The organism is Shewanella phaeophyticola (genome assembly GCF_025398315.1).
Classification (GTDB): domain Bacteria; phylum Pseudomonadota; class Gammaproteobacteria; order Enterobacterales; family Shewanellaceae; genus Shewanella; species Shewanella phaeophyticola.
On the sequence record NZ_JAODOQ010000001.1, the window covers coordinates 950,314 to 968,536 of the forward strand.

Genomic DNA, 18,223 nt, shown 5'->3' on the forward strand with positions numbered 1-18,223 from the left:
AGTTACTCCCTCGCTTTAGCTGCACGGCTATGTATTAAATACTGCGCGGCGTCTAAGATTACTTCATCACCTGGCATTAAGCCTGATAATACTTCTACTTGTTGTTTTTGTTTGTCGATAAAACCAAGGCGAACTTGACTAAGTACGATTTTGTCAGCACTTTTTCGGTATATTGAACTGAGGTCGCCAACTTGATGAACCGTAGATAATGGGACAAATAAACTCGGCTGGCTGGTTTGTTCAACGATGACTTTTACCCATTGGCCAACCTGTACGTCAGTGTTATTAGGGTAAGTAAAATTAACCCGAACAGTATGGCTGTGGGTTAGCGGGTCAGCAAAGTTAAACGGATTAATGTCTGTCGCTGAAATCATCTGGCCGTTGGCCAGTAAAATGTTGACTTTGTCTAGCTGTTGCAAGGTGAATAAATCTTGCTGGGGTATTTGAAATACCACTCGAAGATGTTCAGTGTCGTAGCCAGAAAACAACGCCTGGCCATAAGAAATGGTTTCACCTTGTTCAACAAAACGTTGGGTCATTCGGCCACTAAAAGGGGCGCTTACAATGGTATAGTTTAGGTTTTCTTTAGCTTTAACGAGTTGCGCTTTAGCTGCGCTAACCGCTTGTGTCGATGTTTTGGCTTCGGCAGTTGCTTCATCCATCGCCCCTTTTGAAATAGCCCCTTTGGGAAACAATTCTTTATAACGAATAAATTGCGCCTGAGCTTCATTATTAATCGCTTCTGCTCTGGCGAGTTCAGCTTCTGCCCCTGCAAGCTCAGCGCCTTGTTCTTTATTGGTGATTTCCAATAGCGCACTACCTTGAGGAACTAAGTCATTAACGTCGTGATTGATATTGATGATACGCCCAGAGGTTTGTGCTGACACGGTCGCGGCTTTTGTTGCCTCCACTTTTGCGTCAAATACCCGCGGTTGAGCATAAGTGGTATATGCCAGTGTGACAGTGTCAAATTCAGGTTCGGCGGCAAACAGCGGTACTGAGGTTAAAGTACAAAATGCACAAAATAATAATACAGAAGCGAATAAGCGAGACATAATAACAGCACCTATAAAAAGTCTATAAGAAAATTCTAATGGACTTTGGTTTTTTACGCAATAGCGCTGTAGAAAAAACTTTATAAATTATAACTTTTAGGTATAAAAAAACCGCCCAAAGCAAGGCGGTTTTGTTAAAACAGGCTAACGTCATAAGATGACGTTTTGTGTACGACTTTTAACGCTATGAAGTTAAAGTTTAAAAGCTGTAGTTATACTGTAGTGAGTAATAAACTGCATTAGAGCGAGTTTGTGCTGAAATTTCACTGTCTAACCCGGTGACCATAGGTAAGATTGAGCTGTCTTCTAATACGGTTACATCTTCACCGCGAGACGAATGCAATACCAAAATCAACACTAGATTTACTGGTTAAATCGTAAGTTGCACCAGCGGTATACCAAGTACGATCTGAATCTGGAATTGATAACGAAGAGTGCTCATCTACAACACCTTCATCGCTGGCAATACCAGCTCGCAAAGTCCAATCTTCTGATAAGTTATAAGTCGCTCCTAAACTTAAGAACCAAGAGTCTTTCCAGTGGTATTCTTTTAAGTCAGCTTTTGCCACACCATTATCACCGTCAACAACTTCGATTCGGTCAAACTTACTCCAGTTGATCCACTGTGCAGTGTAGTGCAGAGCGAAGGAATCAGTTAGCTGGTGGAAACCGGCAAACTGAGCAATATCTGCAATAGGGATATCAATTTCGTTGTATTCAGAATAAGCATAATTTACATCACCTTTAGCGGTTAATGTAGGGCTTAAACGGTAACTTAAGCCAAAACGATTATCTTTATTCATTTCATATACAACACCCGCAATACCACCCAGTGCCCAACCATCGGCTTCAACATCAACAATACTGCCGATTTGTGAGTTTTCGGTTGTACGGGTTAAGGTGCCGCTGCCATAAACAGCATCAATGCCTAGACCTAAACTCCATTGCTCGTTAATACGATACGACACACTGGTGTTTAAGTTCACGGTAATGACTTCGGTGTTACCCAATAAGTCTACCGGCGTTGGTAATGCAACGTCGTTGCCACCCACAGTAGGGGTTCTGTCAGCCAATGACGTTAAATCTGTGCCGGTGCCATAGTTGCTGAATGCGGCAACACCAAAGGCTCCATTTATCATCGATTGGGTTAATATAATAAAAGTTGGGGATCACTTTTGATTCTGCGGCATCGTGCTCGCTGCCATAGTCAACATCCTGGCCACCGTATGAGCCAGTGACATCAGAAACTGACACATCGATGTCGGCATAAACCACACCTAAAGATAATGATGTTTCATCAAATAGAGCCATTGCAGCTGGGTTACGTGACAATACCGATGCATTGTCGGCAATCACAGCTTCACCAGCCATTGCACGCCCAATACCAGTAGCTGATTGGCTATTTAATTGAAAACCCGCAGCAGATGCTTGTGTACTGGCAAGTAATACCGCAGATGCTAATAAAGTCTTGTTGAACTTGTTCATTATATTTTCCCATTTATTATGCTCATGACGTACAAGTGTTAACTCATAGGATCACTCATGGCTTATAGTCTGGGGCATCTTAGGTAAGTGACCATCATGTAACAACTCCGACCAGATGTTAGTTCTTGTTAGTATTACGTTAATTTAGGTTTGCGTGAATGATGTAGGTGTTTGAAAGCATAGTGGTATATGTGATTTTTTATCAGTGTTAGCTCACTAAGCTCAATGAGTTAATGTTTATTAATAAGTTGTTTTTTAACCATAAGGCACGGAAAAGTCACGTAATGTGATATTAGGTCAAGAGCTGAGAATATCGTGATAAATAGCGCACATAACCTCATTTATTTTGAGGTTATGTGACAGTTGTAAGCTGAAGTTGTGTTTTCAGCTTACTCAAGGGTTCAGGTTTTATGACTTTAATGATTGACTAAAATCATCAAAGTCAGCCATTGTTTTAGTCGCTGGTGGTGATAACTTACTGACAACCACACCCACAACCGTGGCAAGAATAAAACCGGGGACGATTTCGTATAAATCAAAAATGCCACCACTTAATTGCTTCCACACCACAACCGTAATCGCACCGACAATAATGGTTAGCACTGCACCATTTCGGCTAAATCCACGCCAAAACAATGACATTAATACCACAGGACCAAATGCTGCTCCAAAACCAGCCCATGCATAGCTTACTAAGCCAAGTACGCTACTGTCTGGATTTAGCGCCACAATACCTGCAACTAATGCGATAGCGATAACACCAAAACGTCCAACAAGCATTAATTCTTTGTCGGTCGCTTTAGGGCGTAACCATTTAAGGTAAAAGTCTTCAGTAATCACGCTTGAGCAAACCAGTAATTGAGAGTCGATTGTACTCATAATGGCTGAGAGAATTGCCGCAATCAATATGCCACCAATCCATGGGTTGAATGCTACGTGCGCTAAGTTGATAAATACTGTTTCTGAGTTTTCGAGCGGCTCTGCGGCAAAATATAAACTGCCAGCGATGCCGGTTGCTAATGCACCTATTAATGCTAACACCATCCAACTCATGGCGATGCGACGTGACAATACAAGATCTTTTGGATTACCTATCGCCATAAAACGCGACAGAATATGCGGTTGACCAAAATAACCTAAGCCCCAAGCGAGCAAAGATACCAAGCCTAAGGTTGTGGTGTTCTCATTAATAAAAGACAGCATTGCAGGGTCTATTTGCTCTAACCCTGTTTGCGTGTCGGGTTGGCTGAAAATGGCGACTGGCACAATTAATAATGCCACTAGCATTAAACAACCTTGGAAAAAATCGATCCAGCTTACAGCAAAAAAGCCACCAACAAAGGTGTATGACACAATAATAAATGAACCAATGAGTAAGGCTAAGGTGTAATCAAGGCCAAAGACTTTCTCAAATAAAATGGCGCCACCGACCATGCCTGAAGAAGCGTAAAACGTGAAGAAGATGAGAATCGTGACCGCCGACACGAGTCTTAATAACCCATGGCTGTCGTTAAAACGATTTTCAAAGAAGTCAGGTAGTGTAAGAGCATTATCCGCCATTTGGGTATAAATACGCAAACGTTTGGCCACAAATAACCAGTTAAGCCACGCACCAAAAATGAGGCCAAAACCAATCCAAGCTTCACCTAAGCCACTGAGGTAAACCGCACCTGGCAGACCTAATAATAGCCATCCTGACATATCCGATGCACCCACACTTAGTGCCGTCACTGCAGGGCCCATTTTACGACCGCCAAGAATATAATCATCTACGGTGTCAGTTTTGCGGTAAGCCCAGTAACCTATGCCCATCATTAAAACGAGATAACCTACAAAAGTAATGATGATCGGTGTTTGAATTTCCATATCATGTCCTGTGAATTGTTTTTATGTCGCAATCCTAGCAGAACTTTGCGCTGGTTCACACTTTGATTTTTTTCATGATCAAAAAATCCGCTAATCAATGAAATAGCGGATTTCTGTAAATAACAGGTTTGATTAAATAAAGGTGTTTTCGACTTCTTTTTTGACAAAATCTAGATCAGAAGCGGGTTCGCCAACAAGTACCATATACGCATCTGCTGTTTGAAAACTCTTGCCTTTGTATTGGTTGTCAGCAAAAGCTTCTTCCAATACGACGCGGCTTTCTGCTGGTACAATAAACAATGTCACTTTATTACCTAATTCATCAGCCATCACCAAATGCAGTGACTTAACCCCTTGAAAATCACAATAAGAGGTATAAAACACGCGTCCTGGTTGCTTGATGAATTTTGAATCACTTAAGCCTTTTATGCTCGCAAGCTTAAAATTGACATCATTAAAGCCAATATCTTGCTCCATCACCAATGCTTTAGTTTCATGGTGTACGTGGGCTAATGAGTTTTCAGACAAATTAACCGGAGTAAAGCGCAGCAAGCTGAAACTAATCCCAACTACAAAGGCCACCGAGGCCGCCATGGCCATCATGTAGCGCCCACGTTTTTTGGTCTGCTGGTGCAGATTTAATTGCTGTCGTAATAATAATTTGTCTGCTAAATCTTCTGGTACATCAATATTTAATGCTTGAGTCAGCTTCTGGTCAAATACTTTTAGGTCTTTGACAAATTTAGCATCGTCTTCATTTTCAGCGAGGTGCGCTAAAAACTCGTCGGATTGATTATTGGGGTCGCCGTATGCTTGACGACGAAATTGTAGATCATCCATTTGATTGACCTCTTACCTCTGGTGTTTCTAATGCTTCTTTTAATTGGTTGCGAGCTCTAAACAAACGCGTCATGACCGTATTGCGGTTCAATTCGAGCATGTCGGCGATTTCATCGCCACTAAAGCCCCCAATCAGTTGCAATAACAACGGTTCTCGATATTCGATATCGAGTTTACCTATTTGGCGACGAAGCCAATATTGTTCTGTTTCATCTTCATTGCTTGAAGAATAAACATCTTCAAGTAAATCTTGTTCAACATCACTGTAGTCAAATTGTTTGCGCTCAAAACGTCTGGCATTTTCCCGTCGTAAGATGGTAATGAGCCACGCTTTTGCGGCTTTATCATCTTTTAAAGAGTCTAAAGCACGCCACGCTCGTAAGAACGTTTCTTGAGTGATATCTTCTGCAACATGTTTATCTCCGCATAGCCAAAAAGCGTAACGGAAAATGTCTGTATGAAGTGCCCTGACAAGGCTATCGTATCGTCGTTGTTTTGTTACCATGTCAGATAAGACCGCGACATCAGCCTTTTTCTTTCGTAGGGATCCAAGCATTTTTTAACTTTTTTGGTTAAACATGCTCAATAGCTTAAAAAGCCCTAGTGGTAATAGCAAGATAAATCACCCCAGCGGTCAATCTGAGCTGGGGTGATTGAGGTAAACCCTTTCAAAGATGGCGGGTTAAGGGTTTAACTCTGCGATAAGCGATTTCTTGTGGGATAGTGGTTGCTCTTTGTAAGCTAGAATGGCATCCATGAGTGATTTTTTATCCATAGCTTGCGGCTTACGACTGTATTTATCGGCTTGCAGCTTATGAATCGCGCTAGCCAGCGGGTCTGATAAGTCGCTAATTTGCCTGAGCGTCATAGGTTGGCCTAAACGCTCACTAAAATAGGCTTGTACAGCTGTCATTGCCGCGCTGCTGTCATTTCTATCACAAGCATGAATAATGGCATTTAAGCCTGTGGTGGCGGTTTTACGCGGTGTATTAGGCTTTGGTTGTGGATTGTATGAGTAACTTGCTGCTACTGCACGGCGCCATAGCACTATTGTCATTAGCCATAGTGTGGCAAATACTGCAGCGATGATAGGCCAATATTGCTGATTGCTAGCAGGGCTAAAACTATCCGCTGTGGGGATATTCGTTGTTGTTGCACTGCTACCCACAACGCTAATAGTACGTTCTGGTAATGTGGCAAATTGCTGCTTTTTAAGATGTGGGTTCCACCAGGGCACGCGGATTTCAGGTAAGGTGTAAGTGCCTGGTTTTGTAGGTACTATCGCCGTTGTTAAGCTGTATTGCGACACCACTTGATTGTCGCGCACAAAGGTTTGTCTTGTGGGCTTTTCAGGGTAAGCTTTTAGTCCTTCTGTTAACGGAATGTCAATGTCAGGTAAGCTTGTGTCATCAGTATTTGAAGCAATAAGGCTGATAGCGCGGGTAATTGGGCTGCCCACTTCAAATTCGCTAACATCTTCTGGCCAGGTTTCTTTTAACATCACAATGTCGCTGACCAGCCATTTGCCTTGATAACTTGGTGGTATGGAGTTGATTTGAATCACTTCACGTTCAGCTTCTGTTTGCATTGGGCGGCTTTCATTAAAACCAAACATGCCACCACGTCTTTGAGTTTCAATTAATACGTCACCGGAGAAACTTGCTCCGTTGATCACTAACTCGCCAGGTAAGTCAGCAATAATGCCGTAAGTCCGTTCTATTACCCGAAAGCGTCGACCATCTAGTATTTCTGTGCCGTCTTTATCTTCACCAATTTGTTTAATCTGCGCACCTTCAATGTCAGGCGCACTTAATACACCACGTTGCAGTTCGACTGCGAGGTACAGCTTAACTTTATAGGTAATGAGTTGGCCGACGTAAGCTTCAGATGCGTTAGTTTGCACTTTAATAAACACATTTTGTAGCTCATCAGCCTTAGTGCCTTGTGGTATCACATTTAAGTTAATGGGATTTGAGCTAACGCCTTTTATGTTAAAGGCTGGAATGGTCACCATGCCCATACTTTTAGGCGACAGTAATACCTGCCAACGGGTTTCACGTGTGGTATCAAAGTTAACCATTTTGGTGCTGCGACCAACACTGGTTCGGCCAACGATAAAATCTTGTAATAACACTGAAGTATCAAGGGCGCCGGCATTGAGGTCATCATCAGCCACAATATCGAGTACGAAGTATTCGCCTGCAACCACGGGGTTACGATCGACCGTTGCTTGCACTTGGCTAAGTGCAAAAGCGGGTGAGGCAATAATAAATAGCAATAGGCTACATAAAGTTCTGATTACCACTGTTCATTATCCTTAGTCGGTTGACTATTTTGACGACGTTTTTGATATTCAAGTTGCATTTTATTACGGATGAGCACCTGCGGATCTTCACTGACGGCGCGTAATGCCCGCTGCATGTCAGCAGGTAAATCATCTTGATTGACTTGTGTTGCTGAAACCACCTCAGAAGGCTCGCCTTGAGGTTGCTCTTCTGGCGTTGGTGAAGCTTTACTCGCACTCATTTGTTGCTGTTGATTAGCTTGTTCTTCTGCTGCTTCTGCCGCCGCTTGCATGCTTGCTTCATTACTTAATGGCTCATCGTTGTCATTTGGGGATTGCCCTGATTGCGATGATTGTTGTTCTGTATCAGCGTTCTCGTCAGTATTTGATGCAGATGGCTGTTGATCTTGCGGCGCATCGTCTTGTTGAGAGCCTGATTGTTGTTCTTGTTGTTCTTGTTGTTCTTGTTGTGCCTGCTCAGGTTCGCGATTGGGCGAACTATTTTGCTCACTGGTTTGATCTTGCCCCGATGATTGTTGGTTTTGCTGATCACTTTGGGGATTGTCTTGTGATTGTTGTCCGCTTTGCTGGTTATCTTGTTGCTCACTGCCTTGTTCTGATTGCGATTGATCAGAAGATGATGAGTTATTGTCCTGATTAGATTGGTCAGCATTAGTGTTTGAATCGTTTGATTGCTCACCGTCGCCAGACTGATCTTGATTTGACGAGGGTGACTGCTGCTGTTGCTCAAGGAGCTCTTTGGCTAACTCAAGGTTTTGCTCGGCACCAGCAAAGGGCGATTGCAATTCAATGGCTTGCTGATAGCGCTTAATCGCCTCTTGGTAATCTTTGAGCTGCATTAATGCATTACCTTGGTTGTAAAAGCCGTTGGCGCTGTTATCTTGCTCAAAACCTTCAAGTGCTTGCTGATAATCACCCGCTTTATAGTGTGCAGAGGCTTGCCATTGTGGATCTTTAAAAGTGTCAGCAGCTTGAGTAAAGTTGCCTTGTTCAAAGGCCGATTGTGCTTGTTGATCTTGAGTTTGCCATAAATCTTGCCAAAGCGATGCGTGTGCAGGTTGGCTATTTATTGCGTTTAGGCTCATCAACGCGCCAAGTAGAAAGAGTGGATTTAACACTAATGTTATTAAGCCCTGGCGAAAACTAACCAGCATAGGTAACACCAGCAATATGGCTAGGTATGGATCTAAATCTTGCCATGATTCACCCGCAAGCTCAGTTTCAGTGGCTTCGCCGTCGATGGCTAACCATTCGGTGAGCGTGCTTACATCACTGCCGTCAGTTTGAGTCGGAACCAGTATACCCTGATGTTGTTGAGCTAACTCTTGCAATAACGCGTAATCTGTTTTGGCGACCACGACTTCGTTGCTGTTGTCACGTAGCAATTGGCCATCACCTAAGCGAATAGGGGCACCTTGTTGGCTGCCAAATGCCATAATGGATAAGCGATAACGACTGTCTTTTAAGGTTTTAATAGCCTGATTAAATTGGCTATCTGACACTCCGTCGGTCATTAAAATAATATCACCACCAACATGTCCACCTTGTGCCAATAAATCTTCAGCCAGAGCGAGAGCAGAAGCCAGATTAGACCCTTTGGTCGGCATTATGTCTGGTGACAGTGTGGGCAGCAAATTTAAAATTGTTGCGCTGTCACGTGTCAGTGGGCTAATGGTATAGGCATCACCCGCGTAGGCAATGAGGCCGGTTTCACCTTCTTTTAGCTCTGACAATAAGTCTGTGGCTCTAAACCGGGCGTATGACAAACGGTTAGGGCTTAAATCGGTGGCGTACATCGACAATGACATGTCCATGATCAACACTCGGCCTTGCTCGGTGGCAAACACGGGTAAATTTTGCTTATTAACCGCAGGATCGGCTAAGGCTATCACCGCGATAATCCAGCACACAATTAACAACCATTTAGGTTGGCTTTTGTTGTCTGAATTTTGGTTGATCAATAACTGACTTAAATGCGGTGCTATGTATTGTTTCCAAGCTGATTGCTGGCTGTGTTTGCGCCAAAAAAACAAGCTGACTAACGCGACTGGCAGTAGGGCGAAAAGCCACTCTGGGCGAATAAAATGTAACATGATTAGTTAACTCCTTTGGTGATGCTTTTAGGAGCAAACAAGGTTGGCCATTGTAGCTGTAATACAATGAGTAAACTGATAAGCAGAGACATTAACAAAGGCCAGTAAAATAATTCACTTTTAGGGCGATAACTGAGCTGGTCGCGACTGACGGGTTCAAGCTTATCGATTTGTTGATAAATGCTGTCTAACTCTTCGGTGTTGCGCGCTCTAAAGTAATAGCCGTTAGTCATTTCAGCCAGTTTTTTCAATTGGGCTTCGTCTAAGTCCATTGACGGATTAACGCGTTCTTTACCAAATATTGTGCGTCGCTCAAATACTTCAGCACCAACGCCTATGGTGTATATGGTGATGTTACGCTTGGCGGCGATTTGCGCTGCCACTTCTGGTTCAATACTGCCAGCATTGTTTGAACCGTCAGTTAATAAAATTAATACACGGTTACTTTCGTCCACTTGATCGAAGCGTTTTACTGCCAAGGCAATTGCTTCACCAATGGCGGTTTGTTTGCCCACGAGACCAATTTGTGCGTCCGCTAGAAAAGTGGCTACAGAACGGCGGTCTTGGGTTAATGGGGCTTGCAGATAGGCGTGGTCGGCAAACAAAATTAGCCCAAGTCTGTCGCCTTTTCGGCGCTCAATAAAGTTGCTAAGCACATGCTGAATAAGGGTGAAACGATTGACTGTCTGCCCATTTATAACCATGTCTTCAATTTGCATACTGCCGGATAAGTCAACGGCCATCATTAAGTCGCGACCTTTAGAGGGCAACTCAATAGGCTCACCTAACCATTGGGGTCTGGCTATGGCGATTAATAAAAAGGTCCACATTAACCAATAACGCTTTCGGCTTTGTTTGTTTTTACGGGTATGCATTACCGTAGTGGCCGTCGCAATTCCCGGTATTTGCAAGTGTCCACCGACATTGCTAGTTTTGGTTTGTTTAATGAATAGTGGTAAAGGCAGTAATAGCAATAACCATGGCCAATATAAAGCTAACATTAGGCCTCCTGCACTTTGGTGGTGATTAATGTGTGGTCGCTAAAGGCTTGCGTGCTGGTTAACCAAGCCCTGGCTAACAATAATAATTGTTGTTTATCTTGAATGCTTAAGCCACTGGCCTGGTGGCGCTTAACCAACAACTTACCAATTTGTTGTTGGTGTCTGCTTGGTAAGCGCTCGTCTAACCAATCAAACCAAGGCTGACCATTTAATTTTGCCAGGTGTTGCCTCGGCAGGTAAGTCATTGCTGTGCGTTTGAGCAAGCTATTTATGTTTGCTGCAAAATCATCATCATTAATGTCGTATTGATTTAACAGGGCAAGCGCCATTCTTCTTGGCGCATGATGTTGATATTTTTTATACAGTTTAAAACTAAGCCAAGCCAGTAAGGTGATTACTAACGCAGCTATAATCCAATAACCCGGTGCAATGGGCATCGCACTAATGGGATCAGGCAATTTTATGTCTTGTAGCTGTGCTAATGGCTACAGCATTAACATCGGTTGTTATTGGCGGCATTGGCGAATTTGAGGTTGTCATTTAACGTAAAATATCCAATTGGGCACTGAGGGGTTTAGCGGCATCAATTAATCTTGGCTGCACTTTAATCAAATTCATTAAGTTAATAAATTGCTGTTGTTGTGATTGCTGATTGGCTAGCCATGCATCATAACTTTGGCGCGTTAACGTCAGTTGTTGTTGACCGTCTCGCACCGGTAGGGTGAACTGCTTAGGTAAGGCTAATGTACCTTGTCTAAGAGGGTCGGTGATCACAAAGGCGCCGATATCACAATGGCGTGACAGCTCAGTAAGCGGTGGCAGACATTGTTGGTTAATGTGTTGACCATCGCTAATAATCCAAATCATTGACCCCGGCTTAGCAATACGTTGTAAGCGTTGGCAGGCCTTAAACATGTGCTCAGGGTTTGACATCAATTGGTTTATTTGGCTTAGTTGCTGCTGGTGAACGTCAATTAACCCCGAGGTTAACTGCAAAATCCCTTGACGGCGGCTACGCGGCTTTAACTCTAAGTGATTGGTTTCACTGGCGATGAGTGCACCTAAACGGTCACCATGATTGATGGAATTCCAACCGAGCGTGGTAGCTAAGTGGGCAATTTGTACCGATTGCAATAATAATTGTGAGCCAAAATAAGCGCTGTGGCTCAAGTCAATAAGTAGCAAAATAGGGCGTTCGCGTTCTTCGACAAACAATTTTGTGTGTGCCACACCAGTGCGAGTCGTTACTCGCCAGTCAATGGTACGTACGTCATCGCCATTTTGGTAGTGACGTACTTCGGCAAACTCCATGCCGCGTCCTTTAATTAGGCTGCTTCTATGGCTCGATAAAGCCGCTTTAGCGCGAGATTGGCGGTCAGGCATCGCTCGCGACAAGCTTTGACAAGCAATGAGTTCTTGCTCGGTTAAATTCATACCATCGCTATAGAGTGGCAGTGACAGAGTATCGTGCATCATAGCGTTATCATACTTACTAATATCAACATGCAACTGCGCCTTTAAGGTACGGCAACTTGGCTAAGAATATGGTCGATAACCTGATCGGCGGTGACACCCTCTGCTTGTGCTTGATAACTCAGCAATAAACGATGGCGAAGCACATTTGGCGCTACGGCCTGGATATCTTCAGGTGACACAAAATCGCGTTCATATAACCATGCTCGGGCACGTGCGCATCGTTCTAATGAAATGGTTGCACGTGGGCTAACGCCATATTCTAACCATTTTGCAAGCTCGCTACTGTATCGAGCGGGCTGGCGAGTAGCCATAACGATTTCGACGATGTATTTTTCAAGAGGGTCGGCCAGGTATATTTCTAACGCTTGATCACGCGCTGCAAATACATCTGCTTGAGCTACTGGGTCAATGGTTGGTAATTGATGGGTTTGGGCTTCTTTTCGTGATTGACGCAAAATTTCGCATTCAGTTTCTGCACTGGGATAATCAAGATTTAAGTGCATCAAAAAACGATCTAGCTGCGCTTCTGGTAGCGGGTAAGTCCCTTCGTTTTCTAATGGGTTTTGTGTTGCCATCACTAAAAAGAGTTCCGGTAGTGGATAGCTGTTTTTTCCCACAGTGACTTGGCCTTCTGCCATTGCTTCTAATAGTGCTGATTGCACTTTAGCTGGTGCACGGTTGATTTCGTCTGCCAAAATAAGGTTATGGAAAATTGGTTCCGCTTCAAATTCAAATGTCCCTGTCTGCTGACGGTAAATATCAGTTCCGGTTAAATCGGCGGGCAACAAGTCTGGCGTAAATTGGATACGATGAAACTCGCCTTCAACACCATCACAAAGTGCTTTGACAGCACGGGTTTTGGCTAATCCTGGTGAGCCTTCAACTAATAAATGACCATTGGCGATAAGTGCAATTAATAGGTTTTCGGTTAATACGGGCTGACCTAATACAACAGTATCTAAATAGGCGCGCAGTGAGTGGAAACGACTTAACGGCATAGCTGTACTCAATTTATTTTGTTTGCATTGGGGTTATTGAAGCCTATGTTATGAATTCTATGGGTTTTTGGCTAGTAGGATTAACATATTTTAACTATTAATGAATCAGATAGTTGTAAACGCCTGTTTAAAACTATTCAATAAAAAGTTAGAATCAGATCACACTTTGATGGTCTGACCAGATAATCTGGCCAAAATAGAATACTTATCGGCTCTGCCTTGATGAGCTAACAATAATAGAAGGGTGACATATGAGTGATAGACAACAGGTAACGAATGCCCGGGGCGATCGTATTGCGATTGTGGCTGGTTTACGAACCCCATTTGCGAAACAAGCAACGGCTTTTCATGGCGTGAATGCATTGGATATGGGCAAAATGGTGGTAAATGAGTTACTGTCTCGCTCTGAAATTGATCCTAAACTAATTGAACAACTTGTATTTGGTAAAGTAGTACAAATAACTGCGGCGCCTAATATCGCGCGTGAAATTGTGTTAGGAACTGGGATGGACGTCAATACAGATGCTTATTCTGTCACTCGAGCTTGTGCTACTAGCTTCCAGTCTACCGTTAATGTTGCAGAATCAATTATGACCGGCAATATTGAAATTGGTTTAGCGGGTGGTTCTGATTCGTCTTCAGTCTTACCCATTGGAGTCTCGAGAAAACTGGCTCATGCCTTAGTCGATTTAAATAAAGCCCGCACCTTTAAAGATAAATTTGCGATTGCACGACGCTTAGGTCTAAAAGATTTATTGCCTGTACCGCCAGCCGTTGCAGAATACTCTACAGGTTTGTCTATGGGACAAACTGCTGAGCAGATGGCGAAGACTTACCATATTAGTCGTGCAGATCAAGATGCATTAGCTCATCGCTCACACACTTTGGCAACAGACGCTTGGAATGCTGGTTTCCTTCACGATGAAGTGATGACAGCCCATATTCCACCTTATAAGCAGTTTATCGATCGTGATAATAATATTCGTGAAAACTCCGTTTTAGAGTCTTATGCCAAATTACGTCCTGCCTTTGATCGTAAACACGGCACAGTAACCGCAGCCAACAGTACGCCGTTAACCGATGGGGCATCTGCGATTATTTTAATGAGCGAAAGCCGTGCAAAGGCATTAGGTTATCAACCTATTGGTTATATTAAGAGTTATGCCTTTACCGCCATTGATGTGTGGCAAGACATGCTGATGGGCACCTTCTTATGCGACTCCGTTAGCCCTTAAGCGCGCCGGTATGGAGTTAGAGGATTTAACTCTAATTGAAATGCATGAAGCATTTGCAGCGCAAACATTAGCGAACATGCAAATGTTTGGTTCGAAAAAGTTTGCTGAAGAAAAGTTGGGGCGTAACCGCGCGATTGGCGAAATTGATATGAGTAAGTTTAACGTGCTAGGTGGCTCGTTAGCTTATGGTCATCCATTTGCTGCAACCGGTACGCGTTTAATTACACAAGTGTGTCGTGAATTAAAACGTCGTGGCGGTGGTACTGGTTTGGCAACAGCTTGTGCCGCGGGTGGTTTAGGCGCAGCAATGATTTTAGAGGTGGAGTAATGAGCATGGAAAAAACATTTAATTTATCGCGCCGTGAAGATGGTATTGCCATTTTAACAATGGATGTTCCTGGCGAAACTATGAACACCTTAAAAGCCGAATTTGACCCAGAAATCACTGAGATTTTAACTGAGATTAAAGCTGACAATAGCATTAAAGGCTTAGTGATCACCTCTGGTAAGACGGACTCTTTTGTTGCTGGTGCGGATATTACCATGTTGGCAGCATGCAAAAGCGAAGCAGATGCGAAAACCCTGTCTCAACAAGGGCATGTGGTATTTTCCGAACTTGAAGGTTTGTCTATTCCCGTTGTCGCGGCGATTAATGGTGCGTGTTTAGGTGGCGGTTTAGAATTAGCATTGGCGTGTCATTTACGTGTATGCAGTGACGATAAAAAAACCATGCTTGGTGTGCCAGAAGTACAATTAGGTTTATTACCTGGTAGTGGTGGTACACAACGTCTTCCTCGTTTGGTAGGGATTGCAACAGCACTTGACATGATGCTCACAGGTAAGCAAGTCCGCCCTAAACAAGCGTTAAAAATGGGCTTGGTAAATGATGTGGTACCAAATTCAATTTTAATTGAAACCGCAGTTGAGTTAGCTAAAAAAGGCAAGCAAGCAGCTAAGCCTGTAAAGCAATCTAAAATTAATCAATTTTTAGAGTCTAGTTCATTTACCCGCGATATTATGTTCGACCAAGCTCGTAAGCAGGTGATGAAGAAAACCCAAGGTAATTATCCCGCACCGGCCAAGATTATTGATTGTGTTCGTCAAGGTATGAACAAAGGCATGATTAAAGGGCTCGAAGTGGAAGCTACTCATTTTGCTAACTTGGTGATGTCAAAAGAATCTGCTGCACTACGTAGCTTGTTCTTTGCTACCACAGAAATGAAGAAAGAAACCGGCGCGGAAGGGGCTTCACCGCGCAAGGTGAAAAAAGTGATGGTATTGGGCGGCGGTTTAATGGGCGGCGGTATTGCCTCTGTTACAACAACTAAGGCAAAAATTCCTGCCCGCGTTAAAGATATTTCAGAGCAAGGCTTAAGCAACGCATTATCGTACGCTTATAAGTTGTTAGATAAAGGTGTTAAGCGCCGTCATATGACGCCAGCGGCACGTGACAATATTATGTCTTTGATGACCACAACCACTGAATACACCGGCATTAAAGATGCTGATATTGTCGTTGAAGCAGTATTTGAAGATTTAGCACTTAAACATCAAATGGTGAAAGATGTTGAGCGTGAATGTGGTGAAAACACTATTTTTGCATCGAACACCTCTTCGCTACCGATTGGTCAAATTGCCGCAGCGGCAAGTCGTCCTGAAAATGTGATTGGTTTGCACTACTTCTCTCCGGTAGAAAAAATGCCGTTAGTGGAGGTGATTGCCCATAAAACGACGTCGCCAGAAACCATTGCGACGACAGTGGCCTTTGCACGCAAGCAGGGTAAAACCCCAATTGTTGTGCAAGACGGTGCCGGTTTTTATGTAAACCGTATTTTAGCTTTGTATATGAACGAAGCCGCTCAGTTGTTATTAGAAGGTCAACGTATTGAGCATTTAGATCGTGCATTGGTTACATTTGGCTTCCCTGTAGATCCTATGACATTACTTGATGAGGTCGGTATTGATGTGGGCGGTAAGATTTCACCTATTTTAGAAAAAGAGCTCGGTGAGCGCTTTAAGGCTCCAGCCGCTTTTGATAAGTTATTGGCTGATGATCGTAAAGGGCGTAAAAATGGTAAAGGGTTCTATCAATATGGATCTAAAGCCAAAAAAGACAAACTGGTCGATGAGTCTGTTTATAAAGTGCTCGACATTTTAATTGCCTCAGATAAAGAAGCAAAAGATGTCGCAGAGCGCTGTACTGTCCAAATGTTAAACGAAGCGGTTCGTTGTCTTGAAGAGGGCATTATTGCTTCAGCAAGAGATGGCGACATAGGGGCTATATTTGGTATTGGTTTCCCACCATTCTTAGGCGGGCTCCTTCCGTTATATTGACACCCTAGGAGCTAAGAATTTAGTTGATACATTAAATGGATATCAATCATTATACGGTGAGCGTTTTGCGCCGTGTGATACGTTGGTGAAAATGGCCAGCGATGATAGCCAGTTTTATAACAGCTAATTCGTGATTGTCGTTAATGAAACCGCTCATCATGGGCGGTTTTTTATTGCCTATAATTTTTGCTATTTACGACACCATAATAGCGCGCATAAAAAAACGGCAATGTGTTGCCGCATTATGGTTATCGTACGGCATTTATTTGCCTGATTTTTAATCGAACTGAACCTGTATTTAAGGTATAGTACGCACTCGTTAGGTGTGTAGATCATATTTACAGGCCAAATCAGAATGACACAAGGACTACGTGCTAAATAATTGAGTACATTATAGCTTTAATATTATGACACAGTATGGAAGAGCTTTCGGTACAGTAGAGGTAAGTTGTATGCAGTTAAGTTGGTTGGTAATTCTTGTGTTATCGAGTGCAAGTAGTTGTGTTGCGTTTGCCTTTGCAGCTTATAAGCAAGGATTAGCGGTTAAAAGATGGGGGTGCCTAGCACTTGTATTAGGGCCGCTGACTTATCCGTTGTTCAGTGCTCATAAGCGTCTTGCTGACATGAAGATGGCTCGACATGGTGGTTACCAGATAAAATGCTAATAAACTTAGCGGTTATAGATATAACAAAAAAGGAGCCTAGGCTCCTTTTTTTGGTATTGAGAAGTTTATTTCCACCAAGCTTTAGCTTGGATAACTTCTAAATGGTTCAAGCCTTCAGGCAGTTTCACTTTTTTACGAGCAGGTTTTGCTAAACCTAGGGCGATTTTTAGAGAAGTAAACATCGTATTCTCCTTAAGCTGTTTGAGTGTCTAGAACTTTGATAGCAGGAATACCAGCTGTTTGAGTCTCTAAAACTTTAATAGCAGGGATGCCAGCAGTTTGAGTCTCTAAAACTTTAATAGCAGGAATACCAGCAGTTTGAGTCTCTAAAACTTTAATGGCAGGAATACCAGCAGTTTGAGTATCTAAGACTTTAATTGCAGGGATGCCCGCAATTTGGGTGTCTAAAACTTTAATAGCAGGGATGCCCGCAATTTGGGTGTCTAAAACTTTAATAGCAGGGATGCCAGCAGTTTGGGTGTCTAAAACTTTGATAGCAGGGATGCCAGCAGTTTGAGTCTCTAAAACTTTAATAGCAGGGATGCCCGCAGTTTGAGTCTCTAAAACTTTAATAGCAGGGATGCCCGCAGTTTGAGTCTCTAAAACTTTAATAGCAGGCATACCAGCAGTTTGAGTCTCTAAAACTTTAATTGCAGGGATACCAGCAGTTTGAGTGTCTAGAACTTTAATGGCAGGGATGCCAGCAGTTTCAACATTATCAATCATTGCGAAACTACCAACAGATAATGCCGATAACACCGCCAGAGTAATTATTCCTTTGATCATTTTTATTCTCTCTTATTTATTATTCAAGCTCAGGGTTTAATATCAATATTATTTTGACTACTGAACATGAATTAGCATTTAACA

11 protein-coding genes and 3 pseudogenes are annotated in these 18,223 nt (G+C 43.0%); 2 read left to right on the plus strand and 12 right to left on the minus strand.

The annotated features are described in order from the left end of the window. Positions 1-2 precede the first annotated feature (2 nt). The 11 genes and pseudogenes from N4T56_RS04505 to N4T56_RS04555 all read right to left on the minus strand — a co-directional run bounded on the left by N4T56_RS04505 (position 3) and on the right by N4T56_RS04555 (position 13,119). Positions 3-1,055: an efflux RND transporter periplasmic adaptor subunit gene (locus tag N4T56_RS04505; RefSeq protein WP_261732371.1), complete on the minus strand. Its 1,053-nt coding sequence runs from the start codon at positions 1,053-1,055 to the stop codon at positions 3-5. A 199-nt stretch (positions 1,056-1,254) separates the two neighbouring features. Continuing rightward, positions 1,255-2,540, minus strand: a pseudogene (locus N4T56_RS04510) (OmpP1/FadL family transporter). A gap of 408 nt (positions 2,541-2,948) precedes the next feature. Further along, positions 2,949-4,406 (minus strand): sodium/proline symporter PutP, encoded by a 1,458-nt coding sequence (gene putP / locus N4T56_RS04515; RefSeq protein WP_261732372.1) that lies wholly within the window; start codon positions 4,404-4,406, stop codon positions 2,949-2,951. A 132-nt stretch (positions 4,407-4,538) separates the two neighbouring features. Beyond that, entirely contained in the window at positions 4,539-5,246 is a 708-nt protein-coding gene (locus N4T56_RS04520; RefSeq protein ID WP_261732373.1) for a DUF3379 domain-containing protein, read from the minus strand. Next, positions 5,239-5,802, minus strand: a complete 564-nt coding sequence (locus tag N4T56_RS04525; protein WP_261732374.1) for a sigma-70 family RNA polymerase sigma factor — start codon at positions 5,800-5,802, stop codon at positions 5,239-5,241. The genes N4T56_RS04520 and N4T56_RS04525 overlap by 8 nt, the downstream gene beginning before the upstream one ends. A 126-nt stretch (positions 5,803-5,928) precedes the next feature. After that, a complete protein-coding gene (locus tag N4T56_RS04530; RefSeq protein ID WP_261732375.1) occupies positions 5,929-7,551 on the minus strand; it encodes a BatD family protein in 1,623 nt (540 codons plus the stop codon). Further along, the gene (locus N4T56_RS04535; RefSeq protein WP_390904005.1) at positions 7,545-9,644 is read right to left on the minus strand and encodes a VWA domain-containing protein; all 2,100 of its coding nucleotides are present in this window, start codon (positions 9,642-9,644) and stop codon (positions 7,545-7,547) included. The genes N4T56_RS04530 and N4T56_RS04535 overlap by 7 nt, the downstream gene beginning before the upstream one ends. 2 nt (positions 9,645-9,646) lie before the next feature. Beyond that, on the minus strand, positions 9,647-10,645 hold the full coding sequence (locus N4T56_RS04540; RefSeq protein ID WP_261732376.1) for a vWA domain-containing protein: 999 nt from the start codon (positions 10,643-10,645) through the stop codon (positions 9,647-9,649). Next, complete coding sequence (locus N4T56_RS04545) at positions 10,645-11,103, minus strand: DUF4381 domain-containing protein (protein WP_261732377.1); 459 nt, start codon at positions 11,101-11,103, stop codon at positions 10,645-10,647. The genes N4T56_RS04540 and N4T56_RS04545 overlap by 1 nt, the downstream gene beginning before the upstream one ends. 82 nt (positions 11,104-11,185) lie before the next feature. Further along, entirely contained in the window at positions 11,186-12,121 is a 936-nt protein-coding gene (locus N4T56_RS04550) for a DUF58 domain-containing protein (protein WP_261732378.1), read from the minus strand. Between the two features lie 41 nt (positions 12,122-12,162). Continuing rightward, entirely contained in the window at positions 12,163-13,119 is a 957-nt protein-coding gene (locus N4T56_RS04555) for an AAA family ATPase (RefSeq protein ID WP_261732379.1), read from the minus strand. A gap of 251 nt (positions 13,120-13,370) precedes the next feature. On the opposite strand from N4T56_RS04555, the pseudogene fadI reads away from it, so the two are divergent. Together fadI and fadJ are read left to right on the plus strand one after the other, a co-directional pair. Continuing rightward, positions 13,371-14,682 (plus strand): annotated as a pseudogene (gene fadI, locus N4T56_RS04560) (acetyl-CoA C-acyltransferase FadI). Positions 14,683-14,687: 5 nt separating this feature from the next. Then, positions 14,688-16,815: pseudogene (gene fadJ / locus N4T56_RS04565) on the plus strand (fatty acid oxidation complex subunit alpha FadJ). Between the two features lie 730 nt (positions 16,816-17,545). Here fadJ and N4T56_RS04570 read toward each other — a convergent pair. Further along, the gene (locus N4T56_RS04570; protein WP_261732380.1) at positions 17,546-18,139 is read right to left on the minus strand and encodes a hypothetical protein; all 594 of its coding nucleotides are present in this window, start codon (positions 18,137-18,139) and stop codon (positions 17,546-17,548) included. Between the last annotated feature and the right edge of the window lie 84 nt (positions 18,140-18,223).

What these genes read in the sequence shown, in the direction of transcription:
- N4T56_RS04535 (WP_390904005.1), bottom strand. Translation starts at nt 9,644, where the DNA reads ATGTTACATTTTATTCGCCCAGAGTGGCTTTTCGCCCTACTGCCAGTC.
- N4T56_RS04520 (WP_261732373.1), bottom strand. Translation starts at nt 5,246, where the DNA reads ATGGATGATCTACAATTTCGTCGTCAAGCATACGGCGACCCCAATAAT.
- N4T56_RS04570 (WP_261732380.1), bottom strand. Translation starts at nt 18,139, where the DNA reads ATGATCAAAGGAATAATTACTCTGGCGGTGTTATCGGCATTATCTGTT.
- N4T56_RS04555 (WP_261732379.1), bottom strand. Translation starts at nt 13,119, where the DNA reads ATGCCGTTAAGTCGTTTCCACTCACTGCGCGCCTATTTAGATACTGTT.
- N4T56_RS04525 (WP_261732374.1), bottom strand. Translation starts at nt 5,802, where the DNA reads ATGCTTGGATCCCTACGAAAGAAAAAGGCTGATGTCGCGGTCTTATCT.
- N4T56_RS04550 (WP_261732378.1), bottom strand. Translation starts at nt 12,121, where the DNA reads ATGATGCACGATACTCTGTCACTGCCACTCTATAGCGATGGTATGAAT.
- N4T56_RS04505 (WP_261732371.1), bottom strand. Translation starts at nt 1,055, where the DNA reads ATGTCTCGCTTATTCGCTTCTGTATTATTATTTTGTGCATTTTGTACT.
- putP (WP_261732372.1), bottom strand. Translation starts at nt 4,406, where the DNA reads ATGGAAATTCAAACACCGATCATCATTACTTTTGTAGGTTATCTCGTT.
- N4T56_RS04540 (WP_261732376.1), bottom strand. Translation starts at nt 10,645, where the DNA reads ATGTTAGCTTTATATTGGCCATGGTTATTGCTATTACTGCCTTTACCA.